The sequence below is a fragment of the Nocardioides okcheonensis genome, assembly GCF_020991065.1.
Lineage (GTDB): Bacteria > Actinomycetota > Actinomycetes > Propionibacteriales > Nocardioidaceae > Nocardioides > Nocardioides okcheonensis.
This window is the reverse complement of sequence record NZ_CP087710.1, coordinates 2,870,371-2,890,024: the sequence shown is the minus strand read 5'-3', so window position 1 is coordinate 2,890,024 and position 19,654 is coordinate 2,870,371. Positions and strand designations below refer to the sequence as shown.

Here is a 19,654-nt window from a genome sequence, read left to right as displayed (position 1 = left end):
GCCCCGGCGTCAGCTCGTCGACGGACGGGGGAAGGAGAGGCGTACGGCCGTGCCGCGGCCGAGCTCCGACTCCACCTCGACCGTCCCGTCGTGGCGCTGCATGATCTCGCGCACGATGCCCAGCCCGAGCCCGGTGCCGGGGCGGCGCAGGGCGGCGTCGTTGGTCGAGCGGAACATCGGGGTGAAGATGACCGCCCGGTCCGCCTCCGAGATGCCGATGCCCTCGTCGCGGCAGGTGAAGACGACGCGCTCGTCGTCGACCTCGACCGACAGCCACACCTCGTCGCCCTCGTCGGAGTACTTCACGGCGTTGTCGACGAGGTTGGCCACCGCACCGGTGACCTCCCGCGGGTCGCCGAGGACGAGCGCCGGCTCGCCGGGCGGCGCCGGGTTGAGGGTGATCCCCGCCTGCTCGGCGACCGCGGCCATCGACGACGCCGCGTCCTGGACGACCTGGCGCAGGTCGACGCGCATCCGGGCCGGCGGGTGCTCCGGGTCGCTGACCCGGGACAGCAGGGCGAGGCCCTCGAGCAGCCCGGCGAGCCGCTCGGCACCGCGCACGATCGCCCGCGCGCGGCGCCGGTCGCGCTCGTCGACGAACTCGCTGCCCGTGAGGAACTCGGCGTTGGCGGCGATCACCGTCATCGGGTTGTTGATCTCGTGGGTGACGACCCGCAGGAACTTGCGGCGGGTCTCCTCGAGGTCGCGCAGCTCGGCGAGCAGGCGACGCTCGCGCTGGGTCGCGTGGGCGTTGGCGATCGCGCGGCCGAGGTCGTGGCCGAGCTCCAGGGCCGCGACCCCCTCGCCATCGGTCCACCGGCGCGCCCCGGTGCGCCGGGCGGCGATCAGCATGCCGAGCACCTCGTCGTCGACGCCGACCGGCGCGACCACCACGGCCTGGAAGCCGGCCTCGCGCAGCGCCCCGGTGAACCAGTCGGCACAGGCCGTCGCGAGCTCCGTGTCGCCCCACACCTGGTCGGGCTCGATGATGATCACGTGCTGGGCCGCCCACGCCCGGGCGGCCGCGCGGTCGAGCGCGCGGCGCACGTCGGGCGCCATGTCGAGGCGGAGGCTGTCGGGGCTCTGGGTGTCGTCGATGAACAGGCGGATCTCGAGCTCGTCGACCGACAGCGCGCCGAGCAGGGTGCTGCGCGCCTCGCGCACGAGGTGGCCGACGTCGTGGCGGGCCGGGTTGGACCGGGCGAGGCGGCGCGTGGCGCGGATGACCCGCATGTGGTCGGCGTACTCCTCGCGCTCGATCGCCGTGACGATCGAGCGCAGGGTCATCGACAGCGCCTCGGAGATCTCGAAGAGGCGCTGCTTGTCGGGCCGGCGCAGGTCGAGCGGGACGTCGAGGTAGAGCAGGCCTCGCAGGTCGCCGCGCTCGTCGGTGACCCGGGCGACGAGCATGTCCATCGCCCGCCACGCGTCGGGGTGGTCGGTGTCCGGCAGGTCGGGCACGACCACCAGCCCGTCGAGGCGCTCCAGCGCCTCGTCGGAGAAGCGCTCCTCCGGGATCCAGACGAAGTGGCCGATGGTGTCGCCGTCGGCGAGGGCGAGCTCCATCTCGGCGAGTCCGGACGCGGTGCCGAGCCGTTCCTCCGCGTGGACCGTGTCGCCGTGGATGGCCACGAACTCCAGCAGGCCCTGCGGCCGGACCACCTCGATCGCGCACACCTCGAAGCCGGCGCGGGTGGCCGCGTCCCGGGCGAGGGCATGCATCAGCGCGCGCGCACGCCCGTCGCCCCAGCTGAGGTCGCGCGTGCGTCGCTCACCTGCGCGCACCTGGTCCATGGCGCTCCGTCCCTCCGTCGCCAGGGGCGATCGTAAGCGCGGGTGCCAACCACAGGAAGGGGCGCGACGGTCAAGGTTCGCGCGGCTCCCCCGCACGGAGGGGGATCCAGACGGTGAACGTGGTGCCCTCCCCCAGCACCGACGCCAGCTCGACCTGCCCGCCGTGCAGCCGCACGACCTGCTCGACGACCGCCAGGCCGAGGCCGGTGCCGGGGCGCTGGCGTGCCGACGGGCTGCTCGAGCGGAAGAACGGCGCGAACACCCGGGCGGCCTCGTCCTCGGCGATCCCGATCCCCGTGTCGGCGCACGTGAGGCGTACGCCGTCGGTCCCGTCGCGCCGCTCGGGCCGCAGCCCGAGCGTGACGCGGCCCCGCGTCGGGGTGTACTTGAAGGCGTTGGACACGAGGTTGGTGACGAGCCGCTGCAGGCCCGCGGCCTCGCCCTCGACGACGAGGCCGTCGGCGACGTCGAGCTCCAGCTCGACGCCCTCCGGGGCGCCCATCGGGGCGAGGAACTCGCCGACGTCGCGGACGACGGCGGACAGGTCGACGGGCTCGCGCTCGACCTGGTGGCCCTCGGCGACCCGGCCGAGCGCCATCATGTCCTCGACCATGTCCTCGATCCTGCGGGTCGCCCGGTCGAGCGCACCGAGCGGGCCCTCGAGGTGGTCGGGCGCACCGTCCTCCTGGATCATCTCGAGGTTGGTCCAGAGCACCATGACCGGGTTGCGCAGCTCGTGGGCGAGCGTCATCACCATGTCGCGGCGGTAGTCGCTGAGCTGGCGGAGCTCGGCGTTGAGCTCGCGCTCGCGCTCGACGATCCGGGCGTCGAGCACCATGCCGGCGAGGTCGGCCGCCACCACCGACGCGGCGTTGACCTCCGAGTCGGTCCAGCGCGGCCCGGCGGCCGAGCGGCCCAGGCCGAGCGTGCCGAGGAAGTCCTCGCCCATCCCGATCGGCACCAGCAGCCAGGAGGCGAGCCCGCGGTGCTCCATCTCCTCCACCAGGCCGCTCGGGGTGGGGATCGGCACCTCCCGGGACCCCCAGGTCTGCTCGCGCTCCACGACCAGGTGGCCCCGTCGGCGCCACACCGCGGTCATCGCGTCCTCGAGGCGCGCCAGGTCGGGCGTCAGCCCGGGCAGGGAGTCGCCCTTCAGCACCACGTCGGCGCTGTCGACGTTCATCCGCTCGGCCATCGCGGCGGTCATCGCCGCGAGGAAGTCCGCGAGGGCGGTGCCGGGCGGGGTCGCCTGCATCGCCGCGCGGGCCTGGTTGACCATCCGGACCTGCTCGCCGTAGAGCTCGCGCTCGACGATGCTGATGATCGCCTCGAACAGGACCCCGGCGGCGGCGTTGACCGCAGCGGCGACCTCGGGCGTGGGTCGCAGCCCCGACAGCGGTTCGTCGAGGTAGAGCAGGCCGCGCAGCTCGCCGTCGGCGTCCTCGAGCAGCCGGACCATCTGGTCGTCGGGGTCCCACCCGTCCGGCAGGTCGGAGGCCGGGACGTCGGGCTTGTGGCCGTACTGGTCGAGCCAGGCCCGCAGGGTGTCGTCGATCCGCTCGCCGGGGATGTGGCGCCAGCCGTGCATCTCCTGGCCCAGGGTGACGATGTGCTCGAGCGCGAGCGGCGAGGCCTGGCCCAGCAGCTTGGAGCGGGCGTCCTCGTCGCCGGCGATCGCGACGAACTCGAGGTAGCCGTCGGCGCGCAGCACCTCCAGCGCGACCACCTTGTGGTGGGTGCGCTTGGCGATGTCCTCGGCGATGGCGTGCAGCACGGCCCGCTGGGACTCGTTGCCCCAGGCGAGCTGGCGTGGCCTGACCCACGTCCGGTGTTCCTCCGTCACGCTGCTCCGCCCCCTCCCACGCGCCAGCACCTGCGAGGCTACGTCGCACCGCCGTCCTGCGGGCGGGTTTGGGCAGAGATGGCCCACCTAGGTGACTGGTGGGTAACATAGCGGCATGAAGCGCGACATCTACGACGAGGACCACGAGGCCTTCCGCGCCTCGGTCAAGCAGTTCCTGGACCGCGAGGTCACCCCGCACCTCGAGTCGTACGCCGAGCGCCACGGCCTCGACCGCGACTTCTGGATCGCGGCCGGCAAGCAGGGCTTCCTCGGCCTCGAGATCCCCGAGGCGTTCGGCGGCTCCGAGGCCGGCGACTACCGCTTCAACGCCGTCCTCACCGAGGAGCTCGCCAAGGTCAACATGACCCTCCCGAGCTGCGTCGGCATCCACGCCGACATCACGGTGCCCTACCTCGTGCACCTCACCGACGACGAGCAGAAGGCGCGCTGGCTCCCCAGCGCCGCCTCCGGCGAGCTCGTCACCGCGATCGGCATGACCGAGCCCGGCGGCGGCTCGGACCTGGCGAACCTCAAGACCACCGCCGTGCGCGACGGCGACGACTGGATCATCAACGGGTCGAAGACCTTCATCACCAACGGCGGCTCCGCCGACCTCGTCCTCGTCGCCGCGCGCACCAGCCCGGAGAAGAAGGCCAAGGGCATCTCGCTGTTCGCCGTCGACACCACCCTCGACGGCTTCAGCGTGGGCCGCGTGCTCGACAAGGTCGGCCAGGACGAGTCCGACACCGCCGAGCTCGCCTTCGAGGACGTCCGCGTCTCCGGCGCCGACCTGGTCGGGCCGCTCGACACCGGCTTCATCTCGATGATGCAGTTCCTGCCCCAGGAGCGCCTCGGCTCGGCGATCACCAACCTCGCCCACGCCAAGCAGATCCTCGAGGAGACGGTGCAGTACGCCAAGGACCGCCAGGCGTTCGGCCAGCCGATCGGCGCGTTCCAGAACACCCAGTTCCTCCTCGCCGACCTCGTCACCCGCGTCGACGTCACCCAGGCGTTCGTGGACCAGTGCGTACTCGCACACAACCGCAAGGAGCTCACGCCGGTCGACGCCGCGAAGGCGAAGTGGTGGACCTCGCAGGTCCAGAACGACGTGCTCGACCACTGCGTGCAGGTGCACGGCGGCTACGGCTACATGAACGAGTACCGCGTCGCCCGCGCCTGGCGCGACGCCCGGGTCACCAAGATCTGGGCCGGCTCGAACGAGATCATGAAGATGCTGATCGGGCGCGACCTGGGCCTGTGACCCGGCTGTTCGTCGCGGTCGTCCCGCCCGCGGAGGTCGTGGAGCACCTCGAGGAGCACCTCGCGCCGCGGCGGGACGCGGCGTCCTTCCGCTGGACCGACCCCGGCCAGTGGCACCTCACGCTCGCCTTCGCCGCCGACGCGGCCGACCGCGACCTCGACGCCGTCGACGAGGAGGTCGGGCGGTGCGTCGCGCGACGCAGACCGTTCCGGCTCGCGCTGGCCGGGGGTGGCGCCTTCCCGGACCCCGACCGGGCGCGCGTGCTGGTGACCCGGGTCGACGCGGGCGGGCAGGACCTCGACGCGCTGTCGTCGCTGTCGGCGGGGTGCCGGGCCGCCCTGACCCGCGCGGGCGCGCGCGTCGACGGCCAGCGGTTCCGCCCGCACCTCACCGTCGGGCGGCTGGGTCGGCCGGCCAACGTCACGTCCTGGGTGCGGCTGCTCGACGCCTACCGCGGACCGGAGTGGGTCGTCGGCGAGGTCGCGCTGGTGGCCTCCCACCTCGGCGAGGGACCGCGCGGGCGCCCGCGCCACGAGGTCCTCGGCACGTACGCCCTCGGCCCGGGGCGGGGCTGAGCACAGCCTCACCTTCGTTGCGGCGCCCGGCCGTGCGGGCGACGATGGGCGGGTGAGCCTGGAGATCGGTACGGACGAGGAGCCCCAGCACTTCCACGACGAGCTCGGCGACCACGTCGGCACGCGGCTGAACTGGCTGCGCGCCGCGGTCCTCGGCGCCAACGACGGCATCGTGTCGACCGCCGGCGTGGTCATGGGCGTCGCCGGCGCCACCGACGACAGCGGTGCGATCGTGATCGCGGGCATCGCCGCCCTCACGGCCGGCGCGCTGAGCATGGGCGCCGGCGAGTACGTCTCGGTGAGCACCCAGCGCGACTCGGAGAAGTCGATCCTCGCCCTCGAGGCCACGGAGCTGCGGCAGATGCCGGAGACCGAGGAGCGCGAGCTGGCGAAGATGTACGTCGAGAAGGGCCTCACGCCCGCCACCGCGGAGAAGGTGGCGCGCGAGCTCACCGAGCACGACGCGCTGCGGGCGCACGCCGACATCGAGTTCGGCATCGACCCCGACAACCTCACGAACCCCTGGCACGCCGCGGGCGCCTCGATGGTGGCGTTCACCGTCGGCGCGCTGCTGCCGCTGCTGATCGTCGCGTTCGTCCCCGACAGCCTGCGGATCCTCCTCACCGTGCTCAGCGTGGCCGCCGCGCTCGCCCTCACCGGGTTCGTCAGCGCGCGCATCGGCCTGAGCCCGCGGATGCCGGCGGTGCTCCGCAACGTCGCGGGCGGCCTGCTCGCGATGGGTGTCACGTACGTCATCGGCATGCTCGCAGGCACTAGCCTCGGGTAGACCACCCACGGAGGAGCTCGGATGTTCGACACCATCGCAGGCCTGCCCGTCCACGCACTCGTCGTCCACGCGGTCGTGGTGCTCGGGCCGCTCGCCGCCCTCATGCTGCTCGCCTACGCGCTGCGCCCGACCTGGCGCACGGGCCTGCGCTGGCCGACCCTGCTGCTGTCGGCCGTCGCGGCCGCCTCGGCGTTCGTGGCGACCCAGAGCGGCGAGGCCCTCGAGGAGCGGGTCGGCGACCCGGCCTTCGACCACGCGGAGAAGGGCGACCTCGCCGCGATCTCGATGTACGTCCTCCTCGGTGCGGCGGTCGTCGTGATCTTCCTGCTCGCGCGCGCCGGCCGGGACGCCTCGACCTCGGCCGTGGGCACGGTCGTCGCCCTCGCGGCGGTCGCCTTCGCGGTCTTCGCGGTCTTCAACGCCGGCCACTCCGGCGCGTCGTCGGTGTGGAAGGACATCGTCGCCAACACCACGCCGAGCGGCGGCGACGACTGAGGCGTCGGGCGCTCAGCGCCCGTCCCACGCCCCGACCAGGTCGAGGCACCACGTCAGGTGCCGACCCGGGTGGTCGGCCAGGCAGCTGGCGGTGACCAGCCCGTACGCCGCCCGGTGCAGCACGAGCCGGTCCGGGTCGTGGCCCAGCCGGCCGACCGACAGCTCGTCGAACGCCGCGGTCGCCGCCGCCGCGCCGGGACCGAACATGTCCTGGAGGCACGCCGCGACCGCGGCGTCGAAGGCCGGGTCGCCCACGGTGGAGACGTAGCCGAAGTCGAGCAGCCCGGTCGGGCGCCCGTCCTCGAGGAGCACGTGCACCGGGCCGAGGTCGCCGTGCACCAGGCGCGGCGGCACCGGCTCGAGCGCGCGCAGCGCGGCGGCCAGCCGGTCGACCACCCCGGGCGCGACCGCGTCGCCGAGCAGCGGTGCCCGGCGCTCGACCAGCGCCGCCATCGACCACCCGAACGGGACGGCCGGGTCGAACGCCGCCTCCCCGTCCGGGACGGGGAGCGCCGCCATGTCCGGGTGGGGCTCGACCCGCGCCAGCCACTCGAGGACCTCGACCACCGGCTCGGGGCGGGTGCCGTCGAGCGCGAGCGCCCGGCCGCGGAGCCAGGGGTGCACGGTGACGACGAGCCCACCGACCTCCGCGACCTCGAGGACCTCCGGCACCGCGAACGGCGCGCCCACGTCGCGCAGTCCGGTCGCGACGGCGGCGTAGAACGTGCGCAGCCGGTCGACCTCCGCGCGCGGGCGCCGGTCCCACGCCTTGACCACGCGCTCGTCGTCGAGCGCCGCCACCACGCCCTCCATCCCGCGCCCGACCTCGTGGGTGACCGGGAACCCGGCAGCCCGCAGGCGGTCGAGCGCGCCCCGGTCCGCTCCCGGGCTCACCCGACGCGGTGGACGGAGACGCCGGTCGTGCCGGGCAGCCGCAGCACGCCGTCGACGACGCCGGCCGCGTCGCCCGCCAGGGCGGTGAGCGAGGCGTCGGGGCCGAGCGCACCGGCCGGCAGCGCCACCGCCTCCGCCGGACGGCGTACGGCGTGGACCAGCAGCGTCTCGTCGGGGTGCTCGCGGAGGTAGGTCATCGAGTCCTCGCCGGCGTGCAGCCACCGCAGGCCACCGCGGCGCAGGGCGACGTGGTCGCGCCGCAGCGCGATCCACTGCTGGTAGGCCTCGAACGTCGCACGGTCCCAGGTGTCCGGACGGTCCCAGGGGTAGGGCGTGCGCGCGTGCTCGCCGTCGACCGCGGTGAGGCCGAGCTCGTCGCCCATGAAGACCACCGGCACGCCCGGCATCGTCATCTGCAGGCCCAGGCCGACGAGGTGCAGGTCGCGACCGGTGCCGTCGAGGTCGGTGCCCCCGCCGGTGCCGCCCCCGGTCACCGTGCGGAAGCGGGGGGTGTCGTGGGAGTCGAGGTGCATCGTCGAGCCCTGCCAGGACGCCCACGGCATCGCCCCGTGCACCTCCCGCATCGTGGCGACGGCGGCGGTGCCCGGCAGCACCGGGATGTCGACGGGCAGGCCGAGGTAGTCCAGGCCGTGCGGGAGGCCGGGACCGTCCGGGGCGCCGCCGTTGAGCCAGCACCAGACCGGCCGGGTGAACCCGGCGTAGTCCATGGTGCCGTGCCAGCCCGGGCCGGTGAGGTCGGCGGTGGCGTCGTGGCCGTGCTCGGCGAGCAGCCAGGCGTCCGGCGACACCTCGTCGATGGTGCCGCGGATCCGCTGGGCGACGGTGTGCGCGAGGTCGTCGCCGCCCAGGCGACCCGTCATGTTGGCGACGTCGACGCGCCACCCGTCGAGGCCGCGGCGCAGCCAGTGGGCGACCACGGAGTCCTCGCCGGCGTAGAGGCGCCGGGCCATCTCCTGCGAGGTGTGGTCGAGCTTGGGCAGGCTCTCGATGTCGAGCCACGCGGCGTAGCCGTGCGGGTGCTCGTCGGAGAAGCGGTAGAACGCCCGCTCGGGCGCGTCGGGGTCGGCGAGCGCACGCAGGAACCAGTCGTGGTGCTGGCCGGTGTGGTTGGTGGTGAGGTCGCCCATCAGCCGCAGGCCGTGGTCGTGGACCGCCTTCGCGAGCCGCTCGAGGGCCTCGTCGCCGCCGAGGAGCGGGTCGACGCGGTCGAAGGAGACGGCGTCGTAGCGGTGGGTGGACCAGGCCTCGAAGACGGGCGTGAGGTAGAGCAGCGTCGCCCCCAGCACGTCGAGCTGGTCGAGGTGGTCGGCGACGCCGTCGAGGGTGCCGCCGTAGAGCTGGTACGGCACGTCGGGACCCTTGTGCACGACCGGCTGGTCCCAGTCGCACTCGATCGCCCAGTCCGGCACCGGGGCGTCGGTCTCGGTGCGGCCGAACCGGTCCGGGAAGACCTGGTAGCCGACCTGGTCGGCGACCCAGTCCGGCAGCCGGTGGTCGGTGCTGATCCGGAAGTCGCCGCCGTCGGAGACGTCGCGGTCGTGCACGCCGGTGGCGGTGAGCCAGCGGAAGTCGTGGGGGCCGCGGGAGACGAGGAAGCGGTAGGAGGTGAGCCGGTTGACCAGCCGCAGGTCGACCTCCCACCACGCGCCCGCCGCGTCGGTGGACACCTGCTCGGCCTGCCCGATCGCGGGCTCGCCGTCGCGCACCGCACGGAGCACGACCCGCGTCGCCCCAGGCGTACCGTCCTCGTCGTGCGGGACCCGCACGCGCAGCGTCACCCGGCCGCCGAGGACCGAGGTGTCGCCGACGACGTAGTGGACGGAGCCGTCGTGGTGCGGGTCGAGCGGGTGGGGGTGGCGCGGCATCGGCGGGGTCAGCCCTTCACACCGCCGGCGGTGATGCCGCCGACGATGAACTTCTGGAGGTACAGGAACAGGAGCACGACCGGGATCGCGGTCATGATGGAGCCGGCGGCGAAGACGCCGAGGTTGTTGGAGCGGTCGGCGTCGATGAGGCCGTAGAGACCGGTCGCGAGGGTCTTGTTGCCCTCGTCGCGCAGGAAGATCGAGGCCATCAGGAACTCGCCCATCACGCCGACGAAGACCAGCAGGCCGCAGACCGCGAGGATCGGCTGGAGCAGCGGCAGGATGATCCGGAAGAAGACCTGCACGTGGCTGGCGCCGTCGATCATCGCCGCCTCGTCGAGCGACATCGGGATCGAGTCGAAGAAGCCCTTGATCAGCCAGACCTGGCCGAGCGAGCCGCCGCACATCATCAGGATGTAGCCGGGCAGCGTGTCGAGGCCGACGGCGGGGATCACCTCGCCGATCTCGGTGAACATCAGGTAGAGCGCGACCGCGGCGAGGAACTGCGGGAACATCTGGATCAGCAGCAGCGCGAGCAGGCCGCCGCGACGGCCCTTGAACCGGAACCGGCTGAACGCGTAGGCGGCGAACGTGCTGAACAGCAGCTGCACGAAGACCACGCAGATGCACACGATGATGCTGTTGCGGTACCACGTGCCGAACGGCTGCTCGTCGATGAGCTGGGTGAAGTTGTCGAGGCTGAACGACCTCGGGATCATCGTCGAGGTGACGACGTTGCCGAGCGGGTTGAGCGACGCCGAGACCAGGTAGGAGACCGGGAAGAGCGCCCACACCACGGCCAGCACGCCGACGAGGTGGCGCCAGCCGATCTCGCGGAACCAGCGCCCGGGGGGCATCTTCGTCCTCGGTGCCGGGTCGCGGCGACGACGTCCGCCACCCGCCTCGGTGGGCGGGGCGTCCTCGACGATGGTGGCGCCCGGCGGCGGGCCCTGGACCTGGGTCATCTCAGTTCACATCCTCGAGGGAGCGGGTGGCGCGGAACTGCAGGGCCGCCATCACGCCGGTGATGACGAACAGGACCACCGAGACGGCGGACGCGAAGCCGATCTGCACGCCTCCCGCGCCGAAGGCGAGCCGGTAGAGATAGCTGATCAGGATGTCGGTGCCTCCGGCCGTCGGGTTCTCCGGCGTGAACGGGCCGCCTCCGGTGAGGAGGTAGATGGCACCGAAGTTGTTGAAGTTGAAGGCGAAGGTGGCCACCAGCAGCGGCGCGACCGTCACCAGCAGCAGCGGGAAGGTGATCCGCCGGAAGCCGGCGAACCCGCCGGCCCCGTCGATCGTGGCGGCCTCCCGCAGGTCCTCGGGGATCGCCTGCAGGGCACCGGTCGAGACCAGGAACATGTAGGGGAAGCCCATCCAGAGGTTGGTGATGAGCACCGCGATCTTGGCGGTCGTGGCGCCGCCGAACCAGTTGACGTCGAGGCCGGTCAGGTCGTTGATCAGGCCGAAGTCGCGGTTGTAGAAGCTCGACCAGAGCAGCAGCGAGATGAAGCCGGGGATCGCGTAGGGCAGGATCAGCAGCGCCCGGTAGATCTTCTGGCCGCGCACCCGCGGGTCGTTGAGGGTGATGGCGAACAGCAGGCCGAGCAGGAACGTGCCGACCACCGACAAGGTGGCGAAGACGACGTTCCAGACGAAGATCTTCGCGAAGTCGGTGCGGATCTGGGAGTCGGTGGCGATCCGCTCGTAGTTGCGGGTGCCGACGTTGGCGGTCCACGACTGGTCGGAGATCCGCGTGCCGTCGCCGTCGACGAAGTACTCGCGGTCACCCTGCTTGGCGACGGTGTAGACCGTGTCGCTGGTCGTGTCGGTGATCGTGTCCGCGTCCTCGTCGTAGACCAGCGTCGGCGCTCCCTCGAACGCCTCGCTCGTGCCGTCGCGGACGATGAAGGTGTCGTCGTCGGTCGGGACGGCGATCTCGTCGAGCGCGTCGGACGCGGCGCTGATCTGCTTGATGTTCAGGATCGTGTAGCCGTCGACCGCGGTGACCCGGCCGTTGTCGAGGGTGACCCCGGACGGGTCCTCCTCGAGGCCGTCGGCGGTGCCCTCGAAGACGGACTCCGGGTCGTCCTGCGGCACCAGGAAGTAGGTGAACGGCCCGGACGCGGGGTCGCCGTCGGTGGCGACGGTGAGGTTGTACTGCGGCGAGTCCGCCGACCGGGTGACCGACGAGCCGACGATCTGGTCGACGGTGGTCTGCTTGTCGTTGCGGGTGCCGTCGCCGTAGTTGGTGAACGACGTCTTCGCGGTGAGCGCGATCGGGTAGACCACGAAGAGGGCCAGCATCAAGGTGCCGGGCACGAGGTACTTCGCGGGCAGCGCGCGACCGGTCGCGTAGGTCGCGACGAGGATCGCGGCGACCACCCAGATGGCGCCGAGGAAGAACCAGGACCCGTTGCCGACGAGGGCCGGGCTGAGCGCGATCGCGGTGCCGACGACGACACCGAGGAACAGCACCTTCACCAGCAGCGCAGGGACGCCGTCGCGACCGGGCTGGGTGAAGCGGCGCCGCGGCTCGGTGTCGGTCGAGGGGTCGCTGGTCTGGAGGTCCGCCATGTCACTTCCCCTTCACGGGTCCGAGCGGGCTGGGGGGGGTGGGCCGGGTGCGGGCGTGCGCGGTCCGGTCCCGGCGGGCGGCGTGGGCCGCCCGCCGGGTCCGTGCGGTCGATCAGCCGGCGTCGGCGATCGCCTTGGTGATGGTGTCGCCGGCCGACTGGATGGTCGAGACCGGGTCCTTGCCGCTGACGATCGCGGCGTAGGCCTTGCCCAGCGGCTCCCAGACCGAGGCCATGGCCGGGATGGCGGGCATCGGCGCGGCGGCGTTGGCGGCCTCGGTGAACACGCTCAGGTCGGCGTCGTCGACCTGGTCCTGCACGGCGGTCATGGCCGGCGGGAGCTGGGTGCCCTCGTAGAGCGACATCATGGCGTCCTCGCTGTTGACGCCGTTGTTGACGAACTCCTGCGCGATGTCCTTGTTCTTGCCGTTGGCGGCGACCATGAACGCCTGCGCGCCCATGAACGGCGCCGCCGCCTCCTCGCCGTCGAAGCCGGGGACCGGCTGGATGGCGTAGTCGAAGCCGGCCTTCTTCACGTCGGCCAGGGCCCACGGGCCGGAGACGAGGAAGGCGGCCTTGCCGCTGGTGAACAGGGCGATCGAGTTGTCACCGCTGATCGAGGTGCGCAGCACCTTGGCCTTGGCCAGGCGGGAGATCTCCTCGGCCGCCTTGACCGAGCCCTCCTTGCCGATGCCGACGTCCTGGGCGTCGTAGCCGGTGGCGTCGTCGTAGGAGAAGATGTAGCCGCCGAACGAGGTCAGGATCGGCTCCATGTGGTAGGCGTCGCCGAGCTCCCCGACCGGCAGGTTGAGCGCGGAGTCGACCTTGCCGGCCTTGACCGCCGCCTCGCCCGCGGCGATGGCGTCGTCCATGCTCGCCGGCTCGTCGGGCACGACCTCGGTGTTGCGGTAGAGGGCGAGCGCCTCGATGCCGTAGGGCACGCCGTAGAGCTTGCCGTCGTAGGTCGTCGCCTGCACGGCCTTCTCGGAGTAGCCCGAGAGCTCGTCGGGCGCGAGGTTGAGCGGGTCGATGGCGCCGTTCTGGACCAGGTTGCCGATCCAGTCGTGGGCGCCGACGACGACGTCGGGGCCGTTGCCGGCCGCGTCCGCGGTCACGAAGCTGCCCTGCAGGTCCTCCGAGATCGCCTGGACCTTGACGTTGATGCCGTTGGCCTCGCCGAAGTCCTCGGCGACCTGCTTGACGGCGTCGATCTTCAGCGCGTCGGTCCACACGAGGAGGTCGGCGTCGCCGCCACCACCGTCGGCGGACGGGCTCGAGCTGGACGTGCTGTCGGCGTCGGACGAGCCGGAGCCCGATCCCGAGCCTCCGCCGCAGCCGGCGGCGGTGAGGGCGAGCACCGCGACGGCGACGGGGCCGAGGGTGCGGGACAGTCTGCGCATGGGTCCTCCGAGGGGCGACAGGTGTGAGGGTCGCCACAACCTAGCAGCGGTTTGCAGTCATGGAAAGTGTCTGCAAAATTTCCCACACCAGTGGCGACGGGAGTGGCGAGGGTCACTAGAGTGACCCGCGTGAGGATCAGGCTGAGCGAGATCGCGGAGCGCTCCGGCGTCAGCATCAGCACCGTCAGCCGGGTCCTCAACGAGCAGCCCAACGTGAGCCCGCAGACCCGGCGCCAGGTGCTCACCGCCATCGACGTGCTCGGCTACGACCGGCCCGTACGCCTGCGGCCCCGCGCCGGCGGGCTGGTCGGCCTGGTCATGCCGGAGCTGGAGAACCCCTTCTTCCCGCGGCTCGCGCACCACCTCGAGCTGCACCTCTCCCGGGTGGGCCTGTCGACCGTGCTGTGCAGCCAGACGCTGGGCGGCGTGCACGAGGACGACTACGTCGCCAACCTGCTCGAGCACTCGGTGGCCGGCATCGTCTTCGTCTCGGGCGTGCACGCCCTGGTCAACAGCGACCCCGCCCGCTACCAGCGGCTGCTCGACCTGGGCCTGCCCGTCGTGCTCGTCAACGGCGCGCTCGCGGGCCTTGAGGCGCCGTGCGTCTCCACCGACGACGTGGCCGCCGTCGAGCTCGCCGTGCAGCACCTCGAGCACATGGGCCACCGCCGCATCGGCGCAGCGCTCGGCCAGCTGCGCTACGTCCCGGCGCAGCGCAAGAAGGACGCCTTCCTCGCCACCGTCGCCCGACGCGGCCTGGTCCCCGACGACCTCGACGCCGCGGACCTCGTCGAGAGCACGACGTACTCCGTGCAGGGCGGGCAGAGCGCCGCCGAGCGGCTGCTCGACCGCGGCGTCACCGGGATCGTCTGCGGCTCCGACGTGATGGCGCTCGGCGTCGTGCGCGCGGCGCGCGGGCGCGGGCTGCGGGTGCCGGAGGACGTGTCCGTCGTCGGCAGCGACGACAGCCAGATGATGGAGTTCTGCGACCCGCCGCTCACGACCGTGCGGCAGCCGGCCGAGGCGCTCGCCCAGGCGGCGAGCCAGGAGATCGCCGAGCAGATCGCCGGTTCCCCGCCGCACGGGGGCGAGGTGCTCTACCGCCCCGAGCTGGTGGTGCGTGGCTCGACCGCCAGCGCGCCGGACTGACGCCCGGCCCCGTCCCTGCGGTCAGCCCAGCGCGGAGACGATCTCGGTGACCTTGTCCTTGGCGTCCCCGAACAGCATCTGGGTGTTGTCCTTGAAGAACAGCGGGTTCTGCACGCCGGCGTAGCCGGTGGCCATCGACCGCTTGAACACGACGACGTCGCGCGCCTTCCACACCTCGAGGACCGGCATCCCGGCGATGGGGGAGCCGGGCTCCTCCATCGCGGCCGGGTTGACGGTGTCGTTGGCGCCGATGACCAGGACGACGTCGGTGTCGGGGAGGTCGTCGTTGATCTCGTCCATCTCGAGCACGATGTCGTAGGGCACCTTGGCCTCGGCGAGCAGCACGTTCATGTGCCCGGGCAGGCGGCCGGCGACGGGGTGGATGCCGAAGCGCACGTCGACGCCCTTCTCGCGCAGCTTCTTCGTCATCTCCGCGACCGGGTACTGCGCCTGCGCGACCGCCATCCCGTAGCCGGGCGTGATCACCACGCTCGAGGCGTTCGCCAGCAGCTCGGCGACCGCGTCGGCCTGGATCTCGCGGTGCTCGCCGTAGTCGCGGGCCTCGCCGCTGACCGCCCCGTCGGAGCCGAACCCGCCGGCGATCACGCTGACGAACGAGCGGTTCATCGCCCTGCACATGATCCAGCTGAGGATCGCACCGGACGAGCCGACGAGCGCGCCGGTGATGATCAGCAGGTCGTTGCCGAGCATGAACCCGGCCGCGGCCGCGGCCCACCCGGAGTAGCTGTTGAGCATCGACACGACCACCGGCATGTCTCCGCCGCCGATGGCCGCGACGAGGTGGAAGCCGAGCACCAGCGCGAGGACGGTCATGAGCAGCAGCGCCCACAGCCCGTCCCAGGCGTAGGCGTTCATGAACCAGACCATCAGCAGCACGGAGGCGACCAGGATGGCGAGGTTGAGCAGGTGTCGGCCCGGCAGCGTCATCGGGGCCGACGACATCCGGGCGCTGAGCTTGAGGTTGGCGACGACCGAGCCGGTGAAGGTGACCGCGCCGATGAAGACGCCGACGAAGACCTCGGCGTTGTGCACGCCGTCGGTCAGGCCCGGTGCGTCGGCGCCCTCGATGAAGGTGTTGTAGCCGACCATCACCGCGGCCAGGCCGACGAAGCTGTGCATCATCGCGATCAGCTCGGGCATGCCGGTCATCTCGACGCGCCGGGCGAGCCGGAGCCCGATCAGTGCCCCGACCGTGCCGGCGACCAGGACGATCACCAGGCCGGTCACGACGGGGCCCTGGTCGACGTAGTCGCGCCCGAGCAGGTCGAGGACCAGCAGCAGCGTCGCGACCAGCGCGAGCGCCATGCCCGCGATGCCGAAGGCGTTGCCGCGTCGCGCGGTCTCGTGCCGGCTCAGCCCGGCGAGCGCGAGGATGAAGAGGAGCGCCGCGAGGATGTAGGCGCCCTGGACGAACTCGACCACCGGCTCAGCCCTTCTGGAACATGTTGAGCATCCGCCGGGTGACCGTGAAGCCACCGAAGACGTTGATGCTGGCGAGCAGGACCGCGATCCCGGCGATGACCTGGACCACGACGTTGTCGGTGGGCGCCTGGAGGACCGCGCCGACCACGATGATCCCGCTGATCGCGTTGGTGACGCTCATGAGCGGGGTGTGGAGCGCGTGGTGGACGTTGCCGATGACGTAGAAGCCGATCACCACCGCGAGCACGAAGACCGTCAGGCTCGGCAGGAAGCTCGGCGGGGCGGCCGTCGCCAGCGCGAGGAACAGCACCGCCGCGAGCCCGGCGGCGTACATCCGGCGGCGGGGGTCGGGCGGGGCCTTCTGCACGACGGGCTCCGTCGCGGCCGGCGCGGCAGCTGCCGGCGCGGCCGAGACCTGCACCGGCGGCGGCGGCCACATCGTCTCGCCGTCGCGGGTCACGGTGATGCCGCGCTGGACCACGTCGTCGAGGTCGAGCGCGAGGACGCCGTCCTTGCCCGGGGTGAGCAGGGTCAGCAGGTTGACGATGTTGGTGCCGTAGAGCTGGCTGGTCTGCGCGGCCAGGCGGCCGGCGAGGTCGGTGTAGCCGAGCACCGTGACCCCGTTGGCGGTGACCACCTTCTCGTCCTTGACCGTCGCGGCGACGTTGCCGCCGTTGGCGGCGGCCATGTCGACGACGACCGACCCGGGTCGCATCGCCGCGACCGTCTCGGCGGTCACCAGCAGCGGCGCCGGGCGGCCGGGGATGAGCGCGGTGGTGATGACGATGTCGGCGGCGCGCGCCTCCTCGTCGTACATCGCCGCGGTCGCGGCCTCCTGCTCGGCGGTCATCTCCTTGGCGTAGCCGTCGGAGGAGACCTCCTGCTCCATGTCGACGGTGACGAACTGCGCGCCCATCGACTCGACCTGCTCGGCGACCTCGGGGCGTACGTCGAACGCCCGCACGACCGCGCCCAGCGAGCCCGCGGCCCCGATCGCGGCGAGCCCTGCGACGCCGGCGCCGACGACGAAGACCCGCGCGGGCGGGACCTTGCCGGCCGCGGTGACCTGGCCGGTGAAGAGCCGGCCGAACTCGTGGGCCGCCTCGATGACCGCGCGGTAGCCCGCGACGTTGGCCATCGACGACAGCACGTCCATCGACTGGGCGCGCGAGATCCGCGGCACCGCGTCCATCGCGAGCGCCGTCACGCCGGCCGCGGCGAGGCGCTCGACCAGTTCGGGGCTGCGGGCCGGGGCCAGCAGGCCGACGACGGTCGCGCCGGGCCGCAGCCGCGCGAGCTCCTCGTCGGACGGCGCGTTGACCTTCACCACCACGTCGCTCGACCACACGTCGTCGGCTTCGCCGAGGCGCACGCCGGCGCCCTCGTAGGCCGTGTCGGGCTGGTCCGCCGCCTCCCCCGCGCCGTGCTCGACCACCACCTCGTAGCCCAGGGCGGCGAGCCTCGCCGCCGTCGTCGCCGTGGCCGCGACCAGCGTCTCGCCGGGACGGGACTCGCGGGGGATGCCGATGCGCACTGCTGCCTCCTGCGTGGGGCACGGGTGTCTGGCCGCGCTCAACGTACCGAACACCGGGTGCCTGCCACGGGAGTCTCAGGTGACCGTCGTCACGGGTGGCGGGGTTGGATCGATCCAGTCCGGGACCGTCGTCCCCAGCCCCACCAGTAGTCCGCTGCGATCGGCCGCTCACGGGGCCTCCTGGACCGGCCGATCGCAGCGGACTATCGGGAGGGGTGGGGACAGGGGTGGGGACAGAAGTGGGGAGTACGGACGGTGGGGGGTACGGGCGTCAGTGCGCGACGCCGTAGAGCCGGTCGCCGGCGTCGCCGAGGCCGGGGACGATGTAGCCCTTGTCGTTGAGCTTCTCGTCCTGCGCGGCGGTCACGACCGTGACCGGGACGTCGAGGCCCTCGAGGCCGGCCTCGAGGTTGGCGACGCCCTCCGGCGCGACGAGGAGGCAGATCGCGGTGATGTCGTCGGCGCCGCGGTCGGTGAGGAACCGGATCGCCGCCGCGAGGGTGCCGCCGGTGGCCAGCATCGGGTCGAGGACGTAGCACTGGCGCCCGGACAGGTCCTCGGGCAGGCGCTCGGCGTAGGTCGACGCCTCGAGCGTCTCCTCGTTGCGGACCATGCCGAGGAAGCCGACCTCGGCGGTCGGCAGCAGCCGCATCATCCCGTCGAGCATGCCGAGCCCGGCGCGCAGGATCGGGACCACCATCGGCTTGGGCTGGGCGAGGTAGACGCCTGTGGTCGGGCCGACCGGGGTCGTGATGCCCATCGGCTCGACGCGCACCTCGCGCGTGGCCTCGTAGGCCAGGAGGGTCACCAGCTCGTCGGTCAGCCGACGGAAGGTCGGCGAGTCGGTGTTCTCGTCGCGGAGGACGGTGAGCTTGTGGGAGACGAGGGGGTGGTTCACCACGTGCAGGCGCATGGCCCTCACCCTAGTGGGCGCGGCGGTCCCGGATCGAGGCAGGAGCGGACCAGACCCGAGCCGGAACGGGGTTGGCGGGCCCCTGGGTTTCTGCGACTCTGGACGGGTCCGACGAGGCGTGGGGAGGTGGGCCGTGTCCGAGCAGAGCGACGAGGTCGACTTCGCGCTGGCCGCCTTCCGCGAGGACGGCGCCTGGCAGCTCCAGGACATCGCCTCGCCCGCCTTCGAGTCCGTCGAGTCGCTGAGCCACGCGCTGCGCCGGCTTCCGGGCGACGCGGGGGCGGTCGGGATGGTCGCCGTCGACGAGGACTTCTTCGTGCTGGTGCGGGTCGAGGGCGCCACCACCCGCGTGCTGCTCTCCGACGTGACGGCCGCCGACGAGTGGGAGCTCGCCCAGTCGGCCATCGACTTCCTCGGCCTGCCGCCCCCGGAGGACGACGACGTCGAGGTGCCGGCCGGCGACCTCGACCTGCTCGCCGACCTCGGGCTGCACGCCGTCGACCTCGGCGCGATCCTCGACGACGTCGAGCTCTACCCTGACGAGGTGCTCTCCGACATCGCCGGCCGGCTCGGCTTCGGCCAGCTCTTCGACGACACCGTCGGGCTCACGTCTGCATGAGCCACGAGGAAGCGATGCGCCTGGCCCTGGCCGAGGCGCAGGCCGCGCTCGCCGGTGACGACGTCCCGGTCGGCGCCGTCGTGCTCGACGCGGCCGGCGAGGTCGTCGGCACCGGCCGCAACACCCGCGAGGCCGAGGGCGACCCCACCGGCCACGCCGAGGTCGTCGCGCTCCGCGCCGCCGCGGCCGCCCGCGGCGAGTGGCGCCTGACGGGCTGCACGCTGGTGGTGACGCTCGAGCCCTGCACGATGTGCGCCGGCGCCCTCGTCCTCGCCCGCGTCGACCGCCTCGTCTTCGGGGCCTACGACGAGAAGCTCGGCGCCGTCGGCTCGCTCTGGGACGTGGTCCGCGACCGCCGCCTCAACCACCGTCCCGAGGTCGTGGGCGGCGTCCTCGCCGAGGAGTCCACCGCGCTCCTCGACGGCTTCTTCGCGCGCCACCGCTGACGTACGCCCGCCTGCTCCGGCCCGCCCGCCCGGGGATAG

Annotated in this window: 17 protein-coding genes; 7 read left to right on the top strand and 10 right to left on the bottom strand. The window is 72.6% G+C overall.

Features of this window, described 5'->3' with window-relative positions:
* Nucleotides 1-9 precede the first annotated feature (9 nt).
* Together LN652_RS21930 and LN652_RS14020 are read right to left on the bottom strand one after the other, a co-directional pair.
* Complete coding sequence (locus LN652_RS21930) at nucleotides 10-1,794, bottom strand: sensor histidine kinase (protein ID WP_268932178.1); 1,785 nt, start codon at nucleotides 1,792-1,794, stop codon at nucleotides 10-12.
* Nucleotides 1,795-1,864: 70 nt separating this feature from the next.
* Nucleotides 1,865-3,637: a sensor histidine kinase gene (locus LN652_RS14020; RefSeq protein WP_230441237.1), complete on the bottom strand. Its 1,773-nt coding sequence runs from the start codon at nucleotides 3,635-3,637 to the stop codon at nucleotides 1,865-1,867.
* A 115-nt stretch (nucleotides 3,638-3,752) separates the two neighbouring features.
* Here LN652_RS14020 and LN652_RS14015 point away from each other — a divergent pair, with 115 nt between their 5' ends.
* Genes LN652_RS14015 through LN652_RS14000 form a run of 4 tightly spaced genes read left to right on the top strand, consistent with a single transcriptional unit; the run spans nucleotide 3,753 to nucleotide 6,755 of the window.
* Nucleotides 3,753-4,898 carry an acyl-CoA dehydrogenase family protein gene (locus LN652_RS14015; protein ID WP_230441236.1) on the top strand — a complete coding sequence of 382 codons (1,146 nt, stop codon included), beginning with the start codon at nucleotides 3,753-3,755 and terminating at the stop codon, nucleotides 4,896-4,898.
* Nucleotides 4,895-5,473 carry an RNA 2',3'-cyclic phosphodiesterase gene (thpR, locus tag LN652_RS14010; protein ID WP_230441235.1) on the top strand — a complete coding sequence of 193 codons (579 nt, stop codon included), beginning with the start codon at nucleotides 4,895-4,897 and terminating at the stop codon, nucleotides 5,471-5,473. Before LN652_RS14015 ends, thpR begins: the two co-directional genes overlap by 4 nt.
* A gap of 52 nt (nucleotides 5,474-5,525) precedes the next feature.
* Complete coding sequence (locus LN652_RS14005) at nucleotides 5,526-6,260, top strand: VIT1/CCC1 transporter family protein (RefSeq protein ID WP_230441234.1); 735 nt, start codon at nucleotides 5,526-5,528, stop codon at nucleotides 6,258-6,260.
* Between the two features lie 21 nt (nucleotides 6,261-6,281).
* A complete protein-coding gene (locus LN652_RS14000; RefSeq protein WP_230441233.1) occupies nucleotides 6,282-6,755 on the top strand; it encodes a DUF2231 domain-containing protein in 474 nt (157 codons plus the stop codon).
* A 12-nt stretch (nucleotides 6,756-6,767) separates the two neighbouring features.
* Here LN652_RS14000 and LN652_RS13995 read toward each other — a convergent pair whose 3' ends face one another.
* The 5 genes from LN652_RS13995 to LN652_RS13975 form a co-directional block, all read right to left on the bottom strand.
* Nucleotides 6,768-7,649, bottom strand: coding sequence for a phosphotransferase family protein (locus tag LN652_RS13995; protein WP_230441232.1), 882 nt, complete (start codon nucleotides 7,647-7,649; stop codon nucleotides 6,768-6,770).
* Entirely contained in the window at nucleotides 7,646-9,535 is a 1,890-nt protein-coding gene (locus tag LN652_RS13990) for a glycoside hydrolase family 13 protein (RefSeq protein WP_230441231.1), read from the bottom strand. The genes LN652_RS13995 and LN652_RS13990 overlap by 4 nt, the downstream gene beginning before the upstream one ends.
* An 8-nt stretch (nucleotides 9,536-9,543) precedes the next feature.
* A complete protein-coding gene (locus tag LN652_RS13985; protein WP_230441230.1) occupies nucleotides 9,544-10,500 on the bottom strand; it encodes a sugar ABC transporter permease in 957 nt (318 codons plus the stop codon).
* A 1-nt stretch (nucleotide 10,501) separates the two neighbouring features.
* Complete coding sequence (locus LN652_RS13980; RefSeq protein WP_230441229.1) at nucleotides 10,502-12,112, bottom strand: ABC transporter permease subunit; 1,611 nt, start codon at nucleotides 12,110-12,112, stop codon at nucleotides 10,502-10,504.
* A gap of 112 nt (nucleotides 12,113-12,224) precedes the next feature.
* Nucleotides 12,225-13,511, bottom strand: a complete 1,287-nt coding sequence (locus LN652_RS13975) for a sugar ABC transporter substrate-binding protein (RefSeq protein WP_230441228.1) — start codon at nucleotides 13,509-13,511, stop codon at nucleotides 12,225-12,227.
* A gap of 129 nt (nucleotides 13,512-13,640) precedes the next feature.
* Here LN652_RS13975 and LN652_RS13970 point away from each other — a divergent pair, with 129 nt between their 5' ends.
* Nucleotides 13,641-14,660, top strand: a complete 1,020-nt coding sequence (locus LN652_RS13970) for a LacI family DNA-binding transcriptional regulator (protein WP_230441227.1) — start codon at nucleotides 13,641-13,643, stop codon at nucleotides 14,658-14,660.
* Between the two features lie 21 nt (nucleotides 14,661-14,681).
* Here the strand turns inward: LN652_RS13970 and pntB are convergent, their stop codons facing one another.
* The 3 genes from pntB to upp all read right to left on the bottom strand — a co-directional run bounded on the left by pntB (nucleotide 14,682) and on the right by upp (nucleotide 18,550).
* On the bottom strand, nucleotides 14,682-16,103 hold the full coding sequence (gene pntB / locus LN652_RS13965; protein WP_230441226.1) for a Re/Si-specific NAD(P)(+) transhydrogenase subunit beta: 1,422 nt from the start codon (nucleotides 16,101-16,103) through the stop codon (nucleotides 14,682-14,684).
* Nucleotides 16,104-16,107: 4 nt separating this feature from the next.
* On the bottom strand, nucleotides 16,108-17,637 hold the full coding sequence (locus tag LN652_RS13960; protein WP_230441225.1) for a Re/Si-specific NAD(P)(+) transhydrogenase subunit alpha: 1,530 nt from the start codon (nucleotides 17,635-17,637) through the stop codon (nucleotides 16,108-16,110).
* A 271-nt stretch (nucleotides 17,638-17,908) separates the two neighbouring features.
* Complete coding sequence (gene upp / locus LN652_RS13955; RefSeq protein ID WP_230441224.1) at nucleotides 17,909-18,550, bottom strand: uracil phosphoribosyltransferase; 642 nt, start codon at nucleotides 18,548-18,550, stop codon at nucleotides 17,909-17,911.
* A gap of 133 nt (nucleotides 18,551-18,683) precedes the next feature.
* Between upp and LN652_RS13950 the strand changes: the two genes are divergently transcribed.
* Together LN652_RS13950 and tadA are read left to right on the top strand one after the other, a co-directional pair.
* Entirely contained in the window at nucleotides 18,684-19,169 is a 486-nt protein-coding gene (locus LN652_RS13950; protein WP_230441223.1) for a tRNA adenosine deaminase-associated protein, read from the top strand.
* Nucleotides 19,166-19,615, top strand: coding sequence for a tRNA adenosine(34) deaminase TadA (gene tadA, locus LN652_RS13945; protein ID WP_230441222.1), 450 nt, complete (start codon nucleotides 19,166-19,168; stop codon nucleotides 19,613-19,615). The genes LN652_RS13950 and tadA overlap by 4 nt, the downstream gene beginning before the upstream one ends.
* The last annotated feature ends 39 nt before the right edge of the window (nucleotides 19,616-19,654 follow it).